This window comes from Pseudomonas quebecensis, assembly GCF_026410085.1.
In the GTDB taxonomy this organism is placed as follows: Bacteria; Pseudomonadota; Gammaproteobacteria; order Pseudomonadales; family Pseudomonadaceae; genus Aquipseudomonas; species Aquipseudomonas quebecensis.
Genome location: NZ_CP112866.1, coordinates 2,254,453 through 2,270,722 on the forward strand (window position 1 = coordinate 2,254,453; position 16,270 = coordinate 2,270,722).

The window sequence follows — 16,270 nt, forward strand, 5'->3', positions numbered from 1 at the left end:
ACCCTCCTCCAGAGGCAGCGCGAGGTTCCTGGTGCCCGCCGTCAGCAACCGAGGTGCAGGGTCACCTGGTTAACCTGCGATGTGGTCGGGTCGCTGAGCAGTGCCTGCAAGGCAGCGTTGCGCGGTTGCGCGACGCTGGCCTGGGCCGACACCGCATCGCCGAGGATAAACAGCTCCTCGACGGCAAAGCTGCGCGAGCACACCAACAACAAGAGCGCGAGCAGCGCATAGGACGTGAGTTTGTTCATGATTTGCCATTGCTCCTGAGCGCATCACCGGTCGGTCTTAACGTTCAGGCATGTAAGGGCAGGGCCTTGGCGGCTGGCTACTGTCAGAAATCACAGTTACGACGGGTGGCAGAGAGGGAGTGGGCTGACTCTCATTACTGGGAACCAGCCCATTTGCGCTATCACCCAGCGTGCAGGCATTCCAGCGCACGGTCGGCCAGAGTGCTGGCCATGTCGATCAGGTGCTGCGTGGCACCGGCCATATGGCGCTGCTCGCCGCTCAAGCCCTGGGTGGTGTCGGACGCGGTGGCGGCGGCGCAGCGCAGCAGGTCGCAGAGCTGGGCGAGGGCGTCTTCGAAGCTGAGGTCGTGGTGCACGGTGAAGGATGACGGTGGTTGCAGGTAATGACGCAGGGCGCGGTCGAGAATGTCGCGGTCGAGGGTGAAACGGGGTGGGTCGGGGACGATTTTGTTCATGAGTGAAGCTCCTGAAAAGTGGGAGCCAATCTTTTACCGATCTCACTCGGCGAAAGGTGGCAGCTATGTGCGGGGTGAGATTACCGGTCAGGAAGCACCCGGTCAGACCGAAGTCTGCCCGCACACAGCCGCCATAGAGCATGTTGCTCGCGGTTGTGGCGCTTGGCTTTCTGTTCACAGGATCTCACCCCTGATCGCTGATAGGCAGCGACGGAGCGAAGGCTAGCCAGTGGAACAAGCAGGCGCAAGGCCGTGGGATTGTCTAGGAAACGTCCTGCAAATTAAAGGGATATGGATTGCTGGCCTTTAACAATGCATGTCGATCAGGCAGCACAGGTTAAAGATGGGAGGGGCGGTGCGACGATTCGACTTGCCCCCGATAGCGGCGTGTCAGTCCACTCATCTACAACTGACCCACCGCTATCGGGGCATAGGTATCTACACAACTTTGGTTCAACGCTGAACGCCCGGCAGATAGGGCTGTTGTGGCGAGCGGGCTTGTCCCGCGTTGGGCTGCGCAGCAGCCCCAGTAAAGAAGAATGCGCTGTATCAGACACTCTGTAGAGGCTGCTTTTGGGGCCGCTTCGCCGCCCAACGCGGGACGAGCCCGCTCGCCACAGGGGGATTTGTCAGGATCTGAAAGTTGTGTAGATACCCATGGCTATCGGGGGCAAGCCCCCTCCCAACTTTTTATGTGTGGTGTGTCAGGGATGCAGGGGCTTATTTGGGATACAGCGGTGGCAAGCTGGTGGTGTCCGTGGCCGGGTCCGGTTCGCGCTCGGCCATGGGGATGGCTTTGACCGCGCGCCACAGGTCTTCGCCCAGCCAGTACTGGCCGCTCTCGCTGTACAGCGCACCGTTCAACCCATCCAGCGCGTCCGACAGCGGCACGAAGCGCGCCGCCATGTCCGCCAGGGTTTCCGGTTGCTGGCGCGCCCAGGCGTCCAGGGCCTGGCGAGTGGCCTGGGGGTCGTTGGCCTGAGTGGCGCGCTTGAGGTCGTCGAGCAGGGTGCGCGGGCTCGGGCCGGTTTGCGTCGCGCGCTGCACGGCGGGTTGCCGACGCGCGCGCCACCACAGGCCGAAGCCCAGCAGGGTGGTGCAGGCCAGCAGCAAGGTGCTCAGTTGCCACAGCCACAGGCGGCTGTCGTCCGGGGCGGTGATGATGGTCGGCGTGGCGGGGGTGTCCACCACCAGGCTGGGGTTGTTGGCCACTTGCAGGGTGCGCGCCGGCAGGCTGGTGCGCTCCAGGTGGTCTTCGTGGGTGTTCCACCACACCACGTCGACGGCCGGCAGCTCCAGCGCGCCGGCGCGGTTGGGCACCAGCGCCTCTCGGTCTTCGCGGCTGCCGACCAGGCCGCGCTCGCTGGTCTGGTTGGCCAGCACCGGTTGGTCCGGGTAGCGGCGCAGGCCGGCGATGTCGGTGCTGGGCAGGGCCGGCAGTTGTGCGCTGGAGAGACCTTCGGCCTTGACCGTGAGGCTGCGGGTCAGCGAGTCCCCCACTTGCACCTGCGCAGGCTCGGGGTTCCAGCTTTCGCTCAAGGTGAGGCTGCGGGCCGGTAGCCAGGGCGCATCGGCAGGGTAGAGCGACGGCTTGGGCCGGACCGTCAGCCGCAAGGGTGCGGAGCTGACATGGATCAGCTTGCCCGGCTTGGTGCCCTGCAGCGTATTGTCCTGGGGCGGGCGCGCTTCCACCAAGGTGGCGCTGAAAGTCTGCGCACCCACCTCCAGGCTGCCGCTGTGCTGGGGGTAGAGGGCGTAGCGAGTTTCGATCACGCCATGGCGAATACTGTTGATGACTTTTTCATAGGTGCGCGATTCGCCCAGTTGCTCGACGCGCGCGTCGGCGATCTGCAACGGCGTGAGGCTGCTGTCGTCATACAGCGACACCGAGTGGTACACGCGCACGGTCAACAGCGCCTGGGCCTGGACATACACGCTGGACTGGTCGAGGCTGGCTTCGACGAACACCGGCGCCAGTTCCGCGCTGGTGTTCTGGCTGGCGGTTTCCATGACCTGCAGGCTGATCGGCTGGGTCTGAAGGTCGCCCACTTGCAGGGGCGGGATCACCACCGTGCCGTTTTCCTTGGGCAGCAAGGTGATGATCCAGCGCGTGGTGGCGTGGTTGTCGCCGCCCAGGGTGGTGAGTTGGTTGATCTGGCGCGTGCCGCTGACTTCAAACTGCGCATCCAGCGGCGACAGGTCGGGTTTACCGAACTGGGTGGCATCGCTGGACTCCACTGTCAGCTCCACCGTTTCACCGGAGTTCAGCCGGCTGCGGTCGACGCTGGCAACCAGATTCGCCGCCTGGGCGGCGCTGGTCGATAACGCGAGCAGAAGCAGTAGGGTGGGGCGGCTCATCGAGTCTTGTCCTGATGTTGTTGCTGTTCGTACCAGAATTTGCGCCGCAGCAGTTCGCCGGGGTTGTCCGGAATCTGCCGCAGCCATTGTTCCAGGGCCTGGCGTTGTTCGCTCAGGCTGGCGTCGGAGCGGCGCAGCGGCGGCGTGGTGGTTTGTTCGTCGCCCAGCTCGCTGCCCGGCACCTCGTTGCTGCCAGTCGTGGGTTTGACGCCGGACTGGGTATCGGTGCTGCCGGATTTGCCCTGGCCCTGGGTGGACTCTTCACCGCCGGTGGCGGTTTGCCCATCGGCGCCCGGTTGCGCAGTCTGGCCGGGTTGGGGTGTTTCGTCATCCGGGTTTTTTGCCGGTTGCTCGGGTTTTTGCTCGGCCTGCGCCTGGGCCTGTTCCTGTATCAAGGCTTCGACCAGGGCTTTGTTTTTCAGCGCCGGGTGCAGGTCGGGCTGGGCTTCGAGGGCTTGGTCGTAGGCATCCACCGCCGCCTCCAGCTCGCCGGCCTTGGCCAGGGCGTTGCCGCGGTTGTAGTGGGCGAACGCGTCATTGCTTTCGGCAAAACGCTTGGCCGCTTCGGCGTAGTTGCCCGACTCATACAGCGCCACGCCTTGCCATTGCCGGTCTTCGAAACGCTCGGCGGCTTGCGCGGGGCGTTTTTTCTTCAGCAGGTACTGGCCTTGCTGGTCGGGGCGCAGCCACAAATCCTGCAGCTCGAACGCGTAGCTCGGCTGGGGCGCGCCCAGCAGCAACAAAGGCAGGCAGAACAGCCACCCCCGGCGCCCGGCGCAGGCGGCGAGCATCAGTAACGGCAGCAGCAACCAGTAACCCTGGTCGGCCCAAGTATCCAGGCGCAGGCGTTGCCCGTCGTCGCGCATGGCTTGCGGGGCGTCCAGTACGCCGAGCTGGCGCAGGTCCTTGTCATCCAGGCGTGCAGCGCGATAACGACCGCCCATTTCGCTGGCGAAGGCTTTGAGGGTCGGGCTGTCCAGGCGCGGCACCAGGATTGCGCCCTGTTCGTCCTTGAGGAACTCACCGCTCTCCTGGGCCACGGGCGTGCCCTCGCGGCTGCCGATGCCGAGGATCGACAGGCTCGGCGCCTGGGCGCTCTGCAGCAACAGCCGGATGCCTTGGCGCTCTTGTTTGGACAACGACGAGCCGATCAGCAACAGACGCCCCTGGCCCAGGCTGGCCTGGTTCAGCAGGGCCAGGGCTTTTTCCACGGCCAGGTCGGCGCGGTGCCCCGGCTCGGGCATGATCGAGGGACGCAGGGCTTCCAGCAGGTTGCCGCTGGTGGCCAGGTCGTCCGACAAGGGCACGAGCGTGTGGGCGCTGCCGGCGTACACCACGATGGCGGTCTGCGCATCGCTGCGGGCGCGCAGCAAGTCATACAGCTTGCGCCGCGCCTGCTCCAGGCGGTTGGGTGGGGCATCGGTGGCGAGCATTTCCGGGGTCAGCTCCAGCAGCACCACCAGCGGGTCGGCAGGTTTCTGGCTGGACTGTTCCACGCGTTGCCAGCTCGGACCGAGCAAGGCCAGTACCGCCAGCAGCCAGGCAATACCCAGCACGACCCACGGTGATTTGCTTTCGCGGCCGCTGCCGCCGCTGAGCAGCACGGCATGGAAGGCCGGCGGCAGGATGACCTGCCAGCGCCCGGCGCGTTTTTGCCGGTGCCACAGTTGCCACAGTAACCAGCCGAGCAATGGCAGCAGCAACAGCCACCAGGGGCGAAACCAGTGCGGCCACAGAGCGATCATCGGCGTCCCCGTAAACGCAGGCGCTTGAGACGTTGGCGCCACTGGGGCTTGGGTGGCAGGAATAAACCCTTGCTGGCCAATTTATCGAAGCCGCGTTGCAGCGCGTTGTTCGGCCAACGTTCCTGGATCACCAGCAACACGCTCAGGATCAACGCCAGCGCCAGCGGCGCGCTGTACAGCGCGTGTGCCGGGCGCGCCTGGGTGGGTTGCTGTTCAACCGGTTCGAGGGTGTCCAAAGTCTGCTTGATCGCTTGCAGCTGCGCGCCATCCCGGGCTCGAAAGTACTGGCCCCCCGTGGCCTCGGCAATCGCCCTGAGCGAGGGTTCGTCAAGGTCCAGGCTGGGGTTGACGCCGAGGATGCCCAGCGAGCCGTTTTGCTCCGGGTCGGCCCCAATGCCGATGGGGTAGATCTTTACGCCTTCTTCGGCGGCCAGGCGCGCGGCGGTCAGCGGGTCGATCTGCCCGGCATTGTTGGCGCCGTCGGTGACCAGGATCAGTACGCGGCTCTGGGCCGGGCGCTGGCGCAGGCGTTTCAAGGCCAGGCCGATGGCATCGCCGATGGCCGTGTTCTTGCCTGCGATGCCGATGCGCGCCTCGTCCAGCCAGGTGCGCACGGTCCGCCTGTCAAAGGTCAGGGGCGCCTGCAGGTAGGCCTGGCTGCCGAACAGGATCAAGCCCACGCGGTCGCCTTCGCGACTTTCGAGAAAATCGCCGAGCAGGTGTTTGACCAGGTTCAGGCGGCTGATGTCTTCGTCCTGCCAGTGCATATCGGGGAAGTCCATGGAGCCGGAAACGTCCACCGCCACCAGCAGGTCGCGGCCACTGGCGGCGATCGGCAAGGGTTCGCCGAGCCATTCGGGGCGCGCGGCGGCGGTCAGCAACAGCAGCCACAGCACCACGAACGGCGCTTGCTGGCGCCAGCCCGGCAGGTTGGAGCGCGCGCGACGGCGTGCCAGGCCTTCGAGGTCGCTGAGGTAGCTGACTTTCAGCGCCGGTTCACCGCTGTCGGCCGCCGGCAGGATCAGCCGCATCAACCAGGGCAGCGGCAACAAGAGGAAGACCCATGGCCAGGCGAACTCAAACATGTTTGCGGATCCAGGTGTCGACGGCCTGGGTCAGGCCGGCGATGGCCTTGTCGTCGAGTTTGCATTCGGGCTTGTACGCACCTTCCACCAGCACCATCCAGCGCGTCAGGCCCGCGGCGGGGCAGCGATTGTCGAGGAATGCCAGCCATTTTCGGCCGTTGAGGGTATGGCTCTGGCTGTAGGGGTAGTCGTTGCGGCACAGGCGTTTGAGCAGGCCGTTGAGTTGCTGCAGCCAGGCGCCGGCGGGCGCGCCGTCATAGGGCTTGGGCATCAGCGCAAGCTCGGCGAGGGCGGCGATGCGCAGCGGGTCCAGCGGTTGCTCGGTGCGCACCGCCGGGCGGCGGGTCGGCAAAAAACGGCGCAGCGACCACAGGCCCCAGCCCAGCAGCGGTATCAGCAACAGCAGCAGCCACCAGCCTGGCGCGGGCGGCCAGAAACCAATGGCCGGCGGGGCAATCAGCGGTTGCAGTTGATCGAGGCTGCTCATTGCTTTTTAACCGGGCGTTGCGGGTTGAGGTATTCGCGCAGTTGCTCGACCATTTCGCTCTGGGTGCTCAAGGGCATCAGCAAGACACGTAGTTTCTGCGCGAGCAATTCCCAGCGGGCGATGCGGGCTTCGGCCTGAGCCTTGTAGGCCTGGCGCAGATCGTAATTGAGCGTGTCCAGTTCCAGTTGCGCACCCCGTTCTGCGAAGCGCAGCAGCCCGGCGGCGGGCAGGGCATGGTCGAGCGGGTCGCAGACTGGCAGCAGCAACAGGTCGCAATGGCGCGACAGCAGGCTCAATTGCTGCTCGGCGCCGTCGCTCAACGCGCGTTCGTCGCAGATCACGATCACCAGGCTGCCCGGGCGCAGGACCTCGCGGCCACGACGTAGGGCCATGCCCAAGGCATCGGCTTCGGGGCGGGTTTCGGTATTCAGGCTCTGGTTGACCCGCACCAGGCGGTTGAGCAATTGCAGCAGGCTTTGCTTGCTGCGGCGTGGCTTGATTTCGTAATGCTCGTTGTCGCCGAACACCAGCCCACCGACCCGGTCGTTATGCCCCAGTGCCGCCCAACCGATCAGGCTGGCGGCCTGGGCGGCGAGCACTGACTTGAACATCTGTCCGGAGCCGAAAAACAGCCGGCAGCTTTGCTCGACCATGATGAAAATCGGGCGCTCGCGCTCTTCGTGGAACAGCTTGGTGTGCGGCTCCTGGGTGCGCGCAGTCACGCGCCAGTCAATGGTGCGCACGTCATCGCCGGCCTGGTAAACGCGCACCTGGTCAAAGTCCACACCGCGCCCGCGCAGCTTGGAATGGTGCAGGCCGATCAAAGGGCTGCGCTGGCTCGGCGTGGAAAACAGCTGCACTTCACGCACGCGGTGGCGCATCTCAATCAGCTCGCTGAGCGTGACGCGGATTCCATCACCGGTATTCATAGCCTTCAAGCGACGGCTACGACGTCGAGAATGCGTTGCACCACGCGGTCCTGGTCGATCCCGGCGGCTTCGGCCTCGAACGACAGGATGATGCGGTGGCGCAGCACGTCGAACAGTACGGCCTGGATATCTTCCGGGCTTACGAAGTCGCGCCCGGCCAGCCAGGCGTGGGCGCGTGCGCAGCGGTCCAGGGCGATGGAACCGCGCGGGCTGGCGCCGTAGGCGATCCACTCGGCCATTTCCGGGTCGAACTTGGCCGGTGTGCGCGTGGCCATAACCAGTTGCACCAGGTACTCCTCCACCGCATCGGCCATATACAGGCCGAGGATTTCCTTGCGAGCGGCGAAGATCGCCTGCTGGCTGACGCGGCGCTCGGGTTTGGTTTCACCGTTGAGCGCTTCGCCGCGCGCCTGCTGCAGGATGCGCCGCTCCACGGTGGCATCGGGAAAACCGATCTTGACGTGCATCAGGAAACGGTCGAGCTGGGCTTCGGGCAGCGGGTAGGTGCCTTCCTGTTCGATGGGGTTTTGCGTGGCCATCACCAGGAACAACGGCGACAGGTCGTAGGTGCTGCGCCCCACGCTGACCTGGCGTTCGGCCATGGCTTCGAGCAGGGCCGATTGCACCTTGGCGGGGGCGCGGTTGATCTCGTCCGCCAGCACCAGATTGTGGAAGATCGGCCCCTGTTGGAACACGAAACTGCCGGTTTCCGGGCGATAGATCTCGGTGCCGGTGATGTCGGCGGGCAGCAGGTCGGGAGTGAACTGAATACGATGGAACTGCGCTTCGATGCCCTCGGCCAGCTCTTTGATGGCCTTGGTCTTGGCCAGGCCCGGCGCGCCTTCGACCAGCATATGGCCGTCGGCGAGCAGGGCGATGAGCAGGCGCTCGATGAGCTTTTCCTGGCCGAGAATCTGCGTAGAAAGAAAGGTTCGCAGCGCAAGCAGCGCTTCACGATGTTCCATCGATGACGGTTCCTGGAAAGAAGAGCCCGCGTGCTGTGAAACGAACAGCGGGCTGGGGGCATTACTTTAATGCATCGAGGGGCGTGGCGACTAACGGCGTAACGGCTATTTTTGGCAAAACTTGTAGGAATTATGTGCGAAGGTGCGCTTTCTGTTGTGAACACCGGCAATGCGGGCGGGGCTCGCCTTTAAATCCGAGTATAGGTGCCCGTGCCTTTGAGGATGTTCTGCAAGGTGTCCTCCACCTCGCCCAAGTCGGATGCGGCCGTGGCATGGGTAATCTCCAGTTGATCCTTGCCACCCAGCGCATCAGCATCACCGGCAGCCAGTTCTATTCGCAACGTCGTGTCGCCCAGCGTGACCTTCAGCCCATCCAGGGTCGACGGCTCGTAGTCCCAGGTCAGCTCGACTTCCTCTTCGTCCGGGTAGCGGCTGAGCATGAACATCTCGCCGTTTTTGCCATGGCAGCAGAGCATCGCCATATTGTCTTCTTCTTCGTCGCATGGGGTGGCCATGAGGGCGTCGGTTTTTAACTGAAGCATGGGGAATCCTGTTGGGTGGAGGCACGGCGCCGGCAATTGTGCCATTGCAGTGAGTTTCGTGCAGAGACTTACTCGTGGGCGGGCATGTTGTCCAACAGCTTCCTGATGGCTGGTTTTACCTGCAACTCGTGCCACGGGCCGTCATCCACAATAGCTCCTTCTCGCATGATGATGACGCGATCAAAGCGCTCCAGGTGGCGCAAGTCATGGGTTACACAAATCAAGCCGAGCTTACCGAACGTTTCGAAAAGCAGATCCCACACAGGTACTGCCAGTGTTTGCTCAATCGAAGCGCTGGGTTCATCGAACAAGTTAAAATGACCAGGTTTATTGATCAGTCGCAATAGTGACAGGCGTTTGGCTTCACCCCCTGACACATTAGTCGCGTTTTCGGCCAGGCTGCGATGGTCGACCACCGCTTCAACCTGCAATTGCCGTATCGCTTGTTCCAAGCCCGAGGATCTATCTACCCCAAATAAAACAGAGTGCTCAAAAGCGCCCTCTAAAAACTGTGGTGATTGAGGACAATATCTGATGCAGTCCAAATGAGCTTTTGCATTCAGGTCGGATACAGCCACTCCATTGATGTACAGATTATCTCTCAGCGAAAGATTCAACCCTGCGAGCGCTTCCAATAACGTTGATTTACCGGCGCCACTCGGGCCTGTGATTGCTACCGATTGACCTTGGGTAAAACTCAGCGTGGTGTTGACGTTTATTCGGGACGAACCATCCGCCGTTACAAAGCATGGTTTAAGGGCCAACGTCGATTCTGAATATTTCGGGAGTACTGCTTGCCGGGTTTCGTCGTCGAAGTTAGGCAGCGTCAACAGATGCTCAAGTCTGCGCTGGTCAGCCAAGAATTGATCAAGCACCCGATAACCTTCTGTCAGGTTTGTGACGTTGAGTAAGTAGCTGCTGGCGATCGAGAAAATGGCTACCAATTGTCCGACACTGATGCTTGGCGTCGCAGACAGCTGATTGAATACTCCCCAGGCTAACAGCGCTCCTGTCGAAAAGCTGATGAACAGGATCTTTGCCCCACTCAAATAACCACTCGAACTGGCCACAGTGATGGCGGCATCCGCATAGCGTTTGAAAGCAAGATTCAACGGGCGGGATGCGGACTCTTCAGCACCCTCCAGTTTTATTGTTTTTCCGGCACTCAAGGTGTTGAATAAAACTGCGCTTAATTCATCTTCCTGTTCGTTGACAGTAGTGAGGTGGAGTCTTCGCCAGAGAATGATTTTGTAGGTGGCAAACGCATAAACAAGAGCGCACCCATTTAGTGCGAGGAAAATAGTTAGGCCGCCCATGTAAAGAAACGCGCCGCCCACTACTATGAATTCCAATAAAATAGGGAGTCCCGTTGTAATGAAGAATGTCAGTAACTTTTCATGTGCCGTCAATCCTCTTTCTACCGATTTGATGAAGTGTCCTATTCGCCAGGTATTGAATGCATCAAATTCTTTTCGTATTAGTTGTGTAACCCAATGAATGGAGGCGTCCCGAATAATGGATTGAACAAGTTTTGATAAGAGCAGGTTTTGTGCTGGGTTGATTGCCGCATGTACGCATCCTGCCAAAATGAACGCTGCAATCAAACTGGGAAGTAAAATTTGATAACCCTTGGGATTTGTGCCGAGCGCATCAATTATTCCGCCGAAAAGCAACGGTGGCGCCAATACCAGTATTTTCAGTAATAAAGTTGTCGTCAGAGTGAAGGTCAGTAGGCTTTTATGGTCCCTGCAGGCTTTGTAAAGAAGGTTCAGCATGATGGCGCCACGGTTTGATCTTTTGCGTTGTGATCGAGCAGGATCTGCTGACGTGCTGCTACCTATCAGAAATTTCGCAAGCGCTTAAATTAGTAGCATCACGGTTTTCCTCTTTCAATCGCAGCTGTGCAATTGGCTTCCGGCAGCTTTGTAGGAAAGTTCCTAGCGGAACGTAGTTATTTTCTTTTAGTATTTCCGTGCTTCGTATGGCTTATAAAGGTTCAGCTTGGAGTTCAATAGGTTGAAGATGTTTATAGGTTCAGGCTGTAGGCGAATTTCGGTCCTGCTTCCTGGGCGCATCGGCAGCATGACTTTGGCGTCAATGTCAGTCATTTTTGGTGCTCGCAGGCTTGAAATCGAAGATTTGCTTGCGAGAGACAACGGTTGCACCCGTCGCAACCCCACGCCTGCGTACCGATGACCGAATATGTCGCAGCGCTGCAAGAGCCGTCCTCCTACACTCGTTAAGCTGCGCAACGGATGCGCATGTTCCAGGCGCCTGACCTGCCCGTCGTACCGTCACCCGGCAAGGTGCGCATCTTATGGAAGTTGTATGTGACCTGACTGTCTTGTCCAGCTTCACCCACCTGTCACCCTGATTCGTTTATGGTGCTTAACTCGTTACCTGCGAACAGAGTCGACGGTCTCCCCCCAAGGGGATAACACGCGACGCTTCCATCAATAACAAGCCCAAGCGGAGTACCACAGATGGCGTTCTTCACCGCAGCCAGCAAGGCCGACTTCCAGCACCAACTGCAAGCGGCACTGGCGCAGCACATCAGTGAACAGGCACTGCCACAAGTGGCGCTGTTCGCTGAACAATTCTTCGGCATTATTTCCCTGGACGAACTGACCCAGCGTCGCCTTTCCGACCTGGCCGGTTGCACCCTGTCTGCCTGGCGCCTGCTTGAGCGCTTTGATCACACCCAACCGCAAGTGCGGGTCTACAACCCCGATTACGAACGTCATGGCTGGCAGTCGACCCACACCGCGGTCGAAGTGCTGCACCATGACCTGCCATTCCTGGTGGACTCGGTGCGCACCGAGCTCAACCGTCGTGGCTACAGCATTCACACCCTGCAAACCACCGTGCTCAGCGTGCGTCGCGGCAGCAAGGGCGAGTTGCAGGAGATTCTGCCCAAAGGCACCCAGGGCGAAGGCATCCGGCAGGAATCGCTGATGTACCTGGAGATCGACCGCTGTGCCAATGCCGCCGAACTGAACGTGCTGAGCAAAGAGCTGGAGCAGGTGCTGGGCGAAGTGCGCGTGGCCGTGGCCGATTTCGAGCCGATGAAAGCCAAGGTCCAGGACCTGCTGGCCGGTATCGACGCCAGCCGGTTCAGCATCGACGGCGAAGAAAAAGCCGAGATCAAGAATTTCCTGGAATGGCTGGTGGGCAATCATTTCACCTTCCTGGGCTATGAAGAATTCGTGGTACGTGACGAGGCGGACGGCGGTCATATCGAATATGACGCCAATTCGTTCCTCGGTCTGACCAAGCTGCTGCGCGCCGGCCTCACCGCCGAAGACCTGCGCATCGAAGACTACGCCGTGTCCTACCTGCGCGAGCCGACTGTGCTGTCCTTCGCCAAGGCCGCGCACCCAAGCCGCGTGCATCGCCCGGCCTACCCGGACTACGTGTCGATCCGCGAGATCGACGCCGACGGCAAGGTCATCAAGGAATGCCGCTTCATGGGCCTGTACACCTCGTCGGTGTACGGCGAAAGCGTACGCGTGATTCCCTATATCCGTCGCAAGGTGGCGGAAATCGAGCGCCGCTCGGGCTTCCAGGCCAAGGCGCACCTGGGCAAGGAGCTGGCGCAGGTCGTCGAAGTCCTGCCCCGTGACGACCTGTTCCAGACCCCGGTGGACGAGTTGTTCAGCACCGTGATGTCGATCGTGCAGATCCAGGAACGCAACAAGATCCGCGTGTTCCTGCGCAAAGACCCGTACGGTCGTTTCTGCTACTGCCTGGCCTACGTGCCGCGCGACATCTACTCCACCGAAGTGCGCCAGAAGATCCAGCAAGTGTTGATGGATCGTCTCAAGGCCAGCGACTGTGAGTTCTGGACCTTCTTCTCCGAGTCCGTGCTGGCGCGTGTGCAATTGATTCTGCGGGTTGACCCGAAGAACCGCCTGGACATCGACCCGCTGCAACTGGAAAAGGAAGTGATCCAGGCCTGCCGCAGTTGGCAGGACGACTACGCCAGCCTGGTCGTGGAAAGCTTCGGCGAAGCCCACGGCACCAACGTGCTGGCGGACTTCCCGAAAGGCTTCCCGGCCGGCTACCGTGAGCGTTTCGCCGCGCATTCGGCCGTGGTCGACATGCAGCACCTGCTCAGCCTCACCGAAGCCAACCCGCTGGTGATGAGCTTCTATCAGCCGCTGGGCCAGGTGTCCGGCCAGCGCGAGCTGCATTGCAAGCTGTATCACGCCGACACCCCGCTGGCGCTGTCCGATGTGCTGCCGATCCTGGAGAACCTCGGCCTGCGCGTGCTGGGTGAATTCCCGTACCGGCTGCGCCACGCCAATGGCCGCGAGTTCTGGATCCATGACTTCGCGTTCATCGCCGCCGAAGGCGTGAACCTGGATATCCAGCAGCTCAACGACACGCTGCAGGACGCGTTCGTGCACATCGTGCATGGCGATGCCGAGAACGATGCGTTCAACCGTCTGGTGCTCACCGCCGGCCTGCCATGGCGCGATGTCGCGCTGCTGCGTGCCTACGCCCGTTACCTCAAGCAGATCCGCCTGGGCTTCGATCTGGGTTACATCGCCAGCACCCTGAACAACCACACCGACATCGCCCGCGAGTTGACCCGGTTGTTCAAGACCCGCTTCTACCTGGCGCGCAAGCTCACCGCCGATGACCTGGAAGACAAGCAGCAGCGCCTGGAGCAAGCGATCCTCAGCGCCCTGGACGACGTTCAGGTGCTCAACGAAGACCGCATCCTGCGTCGCTACCTGGACCTGATCAAGGCCACCCTGCGCACCAACTTCTACCAGACCGACGCCAACGGCCAGAACAAGTCGTACTTCAGCTTCAAGTTCGACCCGCGCGCCATTCCCGAGCTGCCCAAGCCGGTGCCGAAGTTCGAGATCTTCGTGTACTCGCCACGGGTCGAAGGCGTGCACCTGCGCTTCGGCAACGTTGCGCGCGGCGGTCTGCGCTGGTCCGATCGTGAAGAAGACTTCCGCACCGAAGTGCTGGGCCTGGTAAAAGCCCAGCAGGTGAAGAACTCGGTGATCGTGCCGGTGGGTGCCAAGGGCGGCTTCCTGCCGCGTCGCCTGCCACTGGGCGGCAGCCGTGACGAGATCGCGGCCGAGGGCATCGCCTGCTACCGCATCTTCATCTCCGGCCTGTTGGACATAACCGACAACCTGAAGGACGGTGTCCTGGTGCCACCGGCCAATGTCGTGCGTCATGACGACGATGACCCGTACCTGGTGGTCGCAGCCGACAAAGGCACCGCGACGTTCTCCGATATCGCCAACGGCATCGCCATCGACTACGGCTTCTGGCTGGGTGATGCGTTCGCCTCCGGTGGCTCGGCCGGTTATGACCACAAGAAAATGGGCATCACCGCCAAGGGCGCGTGGGTCGGCGTGCAGCGTCACTTCCGTGAACGCGGCATCAATGTGCAGGAAGACAGCATCACTGTCGTCGGCGTCGGCGATATGGCCGGCGACGTATTCGGTAACGGCCTGTTGATGTCCGACAAGCTGCAACTGGTCGCAGCTTTCAACCACCTGCACATCTTTATCGATCCGAACCCGAACCCGGCCACCAGCTTCGTCGAGCGTAAGCGCATGTTCGAGCTGCCGCGTTCGGCCTGGACCGACTACGACACCAGCATCATGTCCGAAGGTGGCGGCATCTTCTCGCGCAGCGCGAAGAGCATCGCGATCTCGCCACAGATGAAAGAACGCTTCGATATCCAGGCCGACAAGCTGACCCCGACCGAACTGTTGAACGCCTTGCTCAAGGCGCCGGTGGACTTGTTGTGGAACGGCGGTATCGGCACCTATGTCAAGGCCAGCACCGAAAGCCACGCCGACGTGGGCGACAAGGCCAACGACGCGCTGCGGGTCAACGGCAACGAACTGCGCTGCAAGGTAGTGGGCGAGGGCGGTAACCTCGGCATGACCCAGCTGGGTCGTGTGGAATTCGGCCTCAATGGCGGCGGTTCCAACACCGACTTCATCGACAACGCCGGTGGGGTGGACTGCTCCGACCACGAAGTGAACATCAAGATCCTGCTCAACGAAGTGGTGCAGGCCGGTGACATGACCGACAAGCAACGCAACCAGTTGCTGGCGAGCATGACCGACGAAGTCGGCAACCTGGTGTTGGGCAACAACTATAAGCAGACCCAGGCCCTGTCCCTGGCCGCGCGCAAGGCCTACGAGCGTGCCGCCGAGTACAAGCGCCTGATGAGCGACCTGGAAGGCCGTGGCAAGCTGGACCGCGCCATCGAGTACCTGCCGACCGAGGAACAACTGGCCGAGCGCGCCGCCAATGGCAAGGGGCTGACCCGGCCCGAGCTGTCGGTGCTGATCTCGTACAGCAAGATCGACCTCAAGGAAGCGCTGCTCAAGTCGCTGGTACCGGATGACGAGTACCTCACCCGTGACATGGAGACCGCGTTCCCGCCGAGCCTGGTGGCCAAGTTCGGCGAGGCCATGCGTCGTCACCGTCTCAAGCGCGAGATCGTCAGCACCCAGATCGCCAACGATTTGGTCAACCATATGGGCATCACCTTTGTGCAGCGACTCAAAGAGTCGACCGGCATGAGCCCGGCGAACGTGGCGGGTGCGTATGTCATCGTGCGTGACATCTTCCATCTCCCGCACTGGTTCCGCCAGATCGAGGCCCTGGATCACCAGGTTTCCGCCGAGGTGCAGCTGGAGCTGATGGACGAGTTGATGCGCCTGGGGCGCCGCGCGACGCGCTGGTTCCTGCGCAGCCGCCGCAACGAGCAGGATGCCGGTCGTGACACCGCCCACTTCGGTCCGCACCTGGCCGCGTTGGGCCTCAAGCTCGACGAACTGCTGGAAGGCCCGACCCGCGAAGGCTGGCAGACCCGCTACCAGGCGTACACCGAAGCCGGCGTGCCGGAATTGCTGGCGCGCATGGTTGCAGGCACCACGCACCTGTACACCTTGCTGCCGATCATCGAAGCCGCTGACGTAACCGGGCATGACGCCGCCGAAGTGGCCAAGGCCTACTTTGCCGTCGGCAGCGCACTGGACCTGCCATGGTACCTGCAGCAGATCAGCGATCTGCCGGTGGCCAACAACTGGCAGGCCCAGGCCCGCGAAGCGTTCCGCGACGATGTGGACTTTCAGCAGCGCGCGATCACCATTTCTGTTCTGCAGATGGCCGACGCGCCGCAAGACATGGAAGCCCGCGTGGCCTTGTGGCTTGAACAGCACAAGGACATGGCCGAGCGCTGGCGTGCAATGATGGTGGAAATTCGTGCCGCGGTCGGCACGGACTACGCCATGTACGCGGTGGCCAACCGTGAACTGCTGGACCTGGCGTTGAGCGGTCAGTCGGTGCTGCAACCGGCTTGATGTTCCGGTGAAACCCAGTGAGAGGGGGCTTGCTTCCGACAGCGGTGTATCAGTCATGGATAGGTTGACTGACACACTGCCATCGGGGGCAAGCCCCCTCCCAC

The 16,270-nt window shown here is 61.8% G+C and carries 11 protein-coding genes; 1 reads left to right on the forward strand and 10 read right to left on the reverse strand.

Going from position 1 to position 16,270, the window contains the following annotated elements; all coding sequences use genetic code 11:
• Positions 1 to 41 precede the first annotated feature (41 nt).
• The 10 genes from OSC50_RS10530 to OSC50_RS10575 all read right to left on the reverse strand — a co-directional run bounded on the left by OSC50_RS10530 (position 42) and on the right by OSC50_RS10575 (position 10,589).
• Positions 42 to 248: a hypothetical protein gene (locus OSC50_RS10530; RefSeq protein WP_253507978.1), complete on the reverse strand. Its 207-nt coding sequence runs from the start codon at positions 246 to 248 to the stop codon at positions 42 to 44.
• A gap of 161 nt (positions 249 to 409) precedes the next feature.
• Positions 410 to 703 carry a DUF6124 family protein gene (locus OSC50_RS10535; RefSeq protein ID WP_266247932.1) on the reverse strand — a complete coding sequence of 98 codons (294 nt, stop codon included), beginning with the start codon at positions 701 to 703 and terminating at the stop codon, positions 410 to 412.
• Between the two features lie 720 nt (positions 704 to 1,423).
• Positions 1,424 to 3,061 carry a BatD family protein gene (locus OSC50_RS10540; RefSeq protein WP_181077956.1) on the reverse strand — a complete coding sequence of 546 codons (1,638 nt, stop codon included), beginning with the start codon at positions 3,059 to 3,061 and terminating at the stop codon, positions 1,424 to 1,426.
• The gene (locus tag OSC50_RS10545; RefSeq protein ID WP_266247934.1) at positions 3,058 to 4,806 is read right to left on the reverse strand and encodes a tetratricopeptide repeat protein; all 1,749 of its coding nucleotides are present in this window, start codon (positions 4,804 to 4,806) and stop codon (positions 3,058 to 3,060) included. The genes OSC50_RS10540 and OSC50_RS10545 overlap by 4 nt, the downstream gene beginning before the upstream one ends.
• Entirely contained in the window at positions 4,803 to 5,891 is a 1,089-nt protein-coding gene (locus OSC50_RS10550) for a vWA domain-containing protein (protein ID WP_181077952.1), read from the reverse strand. The genes OSC50_RS10545 and OSC50_RS10550 overlap by 4 nt, the downstream gene beginning before the upstream one ends.
• A complete protein-coding gene (locus OSC50_RS10555) occupies positions 5,884 to 6,378 on the reverse strand; it encodes a DUF4381 domain-containing protein (protein ID WP_181077950.1) in 495 nt (164 codons plus the stop codon). The genes OSC50_RS10550 and OSC50_RS10555 overlap by 8 nt, the downstream gene beginning before the upstream one ends.
• The gene (locus tag OSC50_RS10560) at positions 6,375 to 7,307 is read right to left on the reverse strand and encodes a DUF58 domain-containing protein (RefSeq protein ID WP_253507972.1); all 933 of its coding nucleotides are present in this window, start codon (positions 7,305 to 7,307) and stop codon (positions 6,375 to 6,377) included. The genes OSC50_RS10555 and OSC50_RS10560 overlap by 4 nt, the downstream gene beginning before the upstream one ends.
• A gap of 5 nt (positions 7,308 to 7,312) precedes the next feature.
• Positions 7,313 to 8,272 carry an AAA family ATPase gene (locus tag OSC50_RS10565; RefSeq protein ID WP_034098224.1) on the reverse strand — a complete coding sequence of 320 codons (960 nt, stop codon included), beginning with the start codon at positions 8,270 to 8,272 and terminating at the stop codon, positions 7,313 to 7,315.
• Between the two features lie 188 nt (positions 8,273 to 8,460).
• Complete coding sequence (locus OSC50_RS10570; protein WP_181077947.1) at positions 8,461 to 8,814, reverse strand: hypothetical protein; 354 nt, start codon at positions 8,812 to 8,814, stop codon at positions 8,461 to 8,463.
• A gap of 68 nt (positions 8,815 to 8,882) precedes the next feature.
• On the reverse strand, positions 8,883 to 10,589 hold the full coding sequence (locus OSC50_RS10575; protein WP_181077945.1) for an ATP-binding cassette domain-containing protein: 1,707 nt from the start codon (positions 10,587 to 10,589) through the stop codon (positions 8,883 to 8,885).
• Between the two features lie 708 nt (positions 10,590 to 11,297).
• Here OSC50_RS10575 and OSC50_RS10580 point away from each other — a divergent pair.
• The gene (locus OSC50_RS10580; protein ID WP_266247941.1) at positions 11,298 to 16,166 is read left to right on the forward strand and encodes an NAD-glutamate dehydrogenase; all 4,869 of its coding nucleotides are present in this window, start codon (positions 11,298 to 11,300) and stop codon (positions 16,164 to 16,166) included.
• Positions 16,167 to 16,270: the final 104 nt, after the last annotated feature.

Coding starts and splice junctions, on each gene's coding strand:
- OSC50_RS10530 (WP_253507978.1), bottom strand. CDS start 248: ATGAACAAACTCACGTCCTATGCGCTGCTCGCGCTCTTGTTGTTGGTG.
- OSC50_RS10535 (WP_266247932.1), bottom strand. CDS start 703: ATGAACAAAATCGTCCCCGACCCACCCCGTTTCACCCTCGACCGCGAC.
- OSC50_RS10540 (WP_181077956.1), bottom strand. CDS start 3,061: ATGAGCCGCCCCACCCTACTGCTTCTGCTCGCGTTATCGACCAGCGCC.
- OSC50_RS10545 (WP_266247934.1), bottom strand. CDS start 4,806: ATGATCGCTCTGTGGCCGCACTGGTTTCGCCCCTGGTGGCTGTTGCTG.
- OSC50_RS10550 (WP_181077952.1), bottom strand. CDS start 5,891: ATGTTTGAGTTCGCCTGGCCATGGGTCTTCCTCTTGTTGCCGCTGCCC.
- OSC50_RS10555 (WP_181077950.1), bottom strand. CDS start 6,378: ATGAGCAGCCTCGATCAACTGCAACCGCTGATTGCCCCGCCGGCCATT.
- OSC50_RS10560 (WP_253507972.1), bottom strand. CDS start 7,307: ATGAATACCGGTGATGGAATCCGCGTCACGCTCAGCGAGCTGATTGAG.
- OSC50_RS10565 (WP_034098224.1), bottom strand. CDS start 8,272: ATGGAACATCGTGAAGCGCTGCTTGCGCTGCGAACCTTTCTTTCTACG.
- OSC50_RS10570 (WP_181077947.1), bottom strand. CDS start 8,814: ATGCTTCAGTTAAAAACCGACGCCCTCATGGCCACCCCATGCGACGAA.
- OSC50_RS10575 (WP_181077945.1), bottom strand. CDS start 10,589: ATGCTGAACCTTCTTTACAAAGCCTGCAGGGACCATAAAAGCCTACTG.
- OSC50_RS10580 (WP_266247941.1), top strand. CDS start 11,298: ATGGCGTTCTTCACCGCAGCCAGCAAGGCCGACTTCCAGCACCAACTG.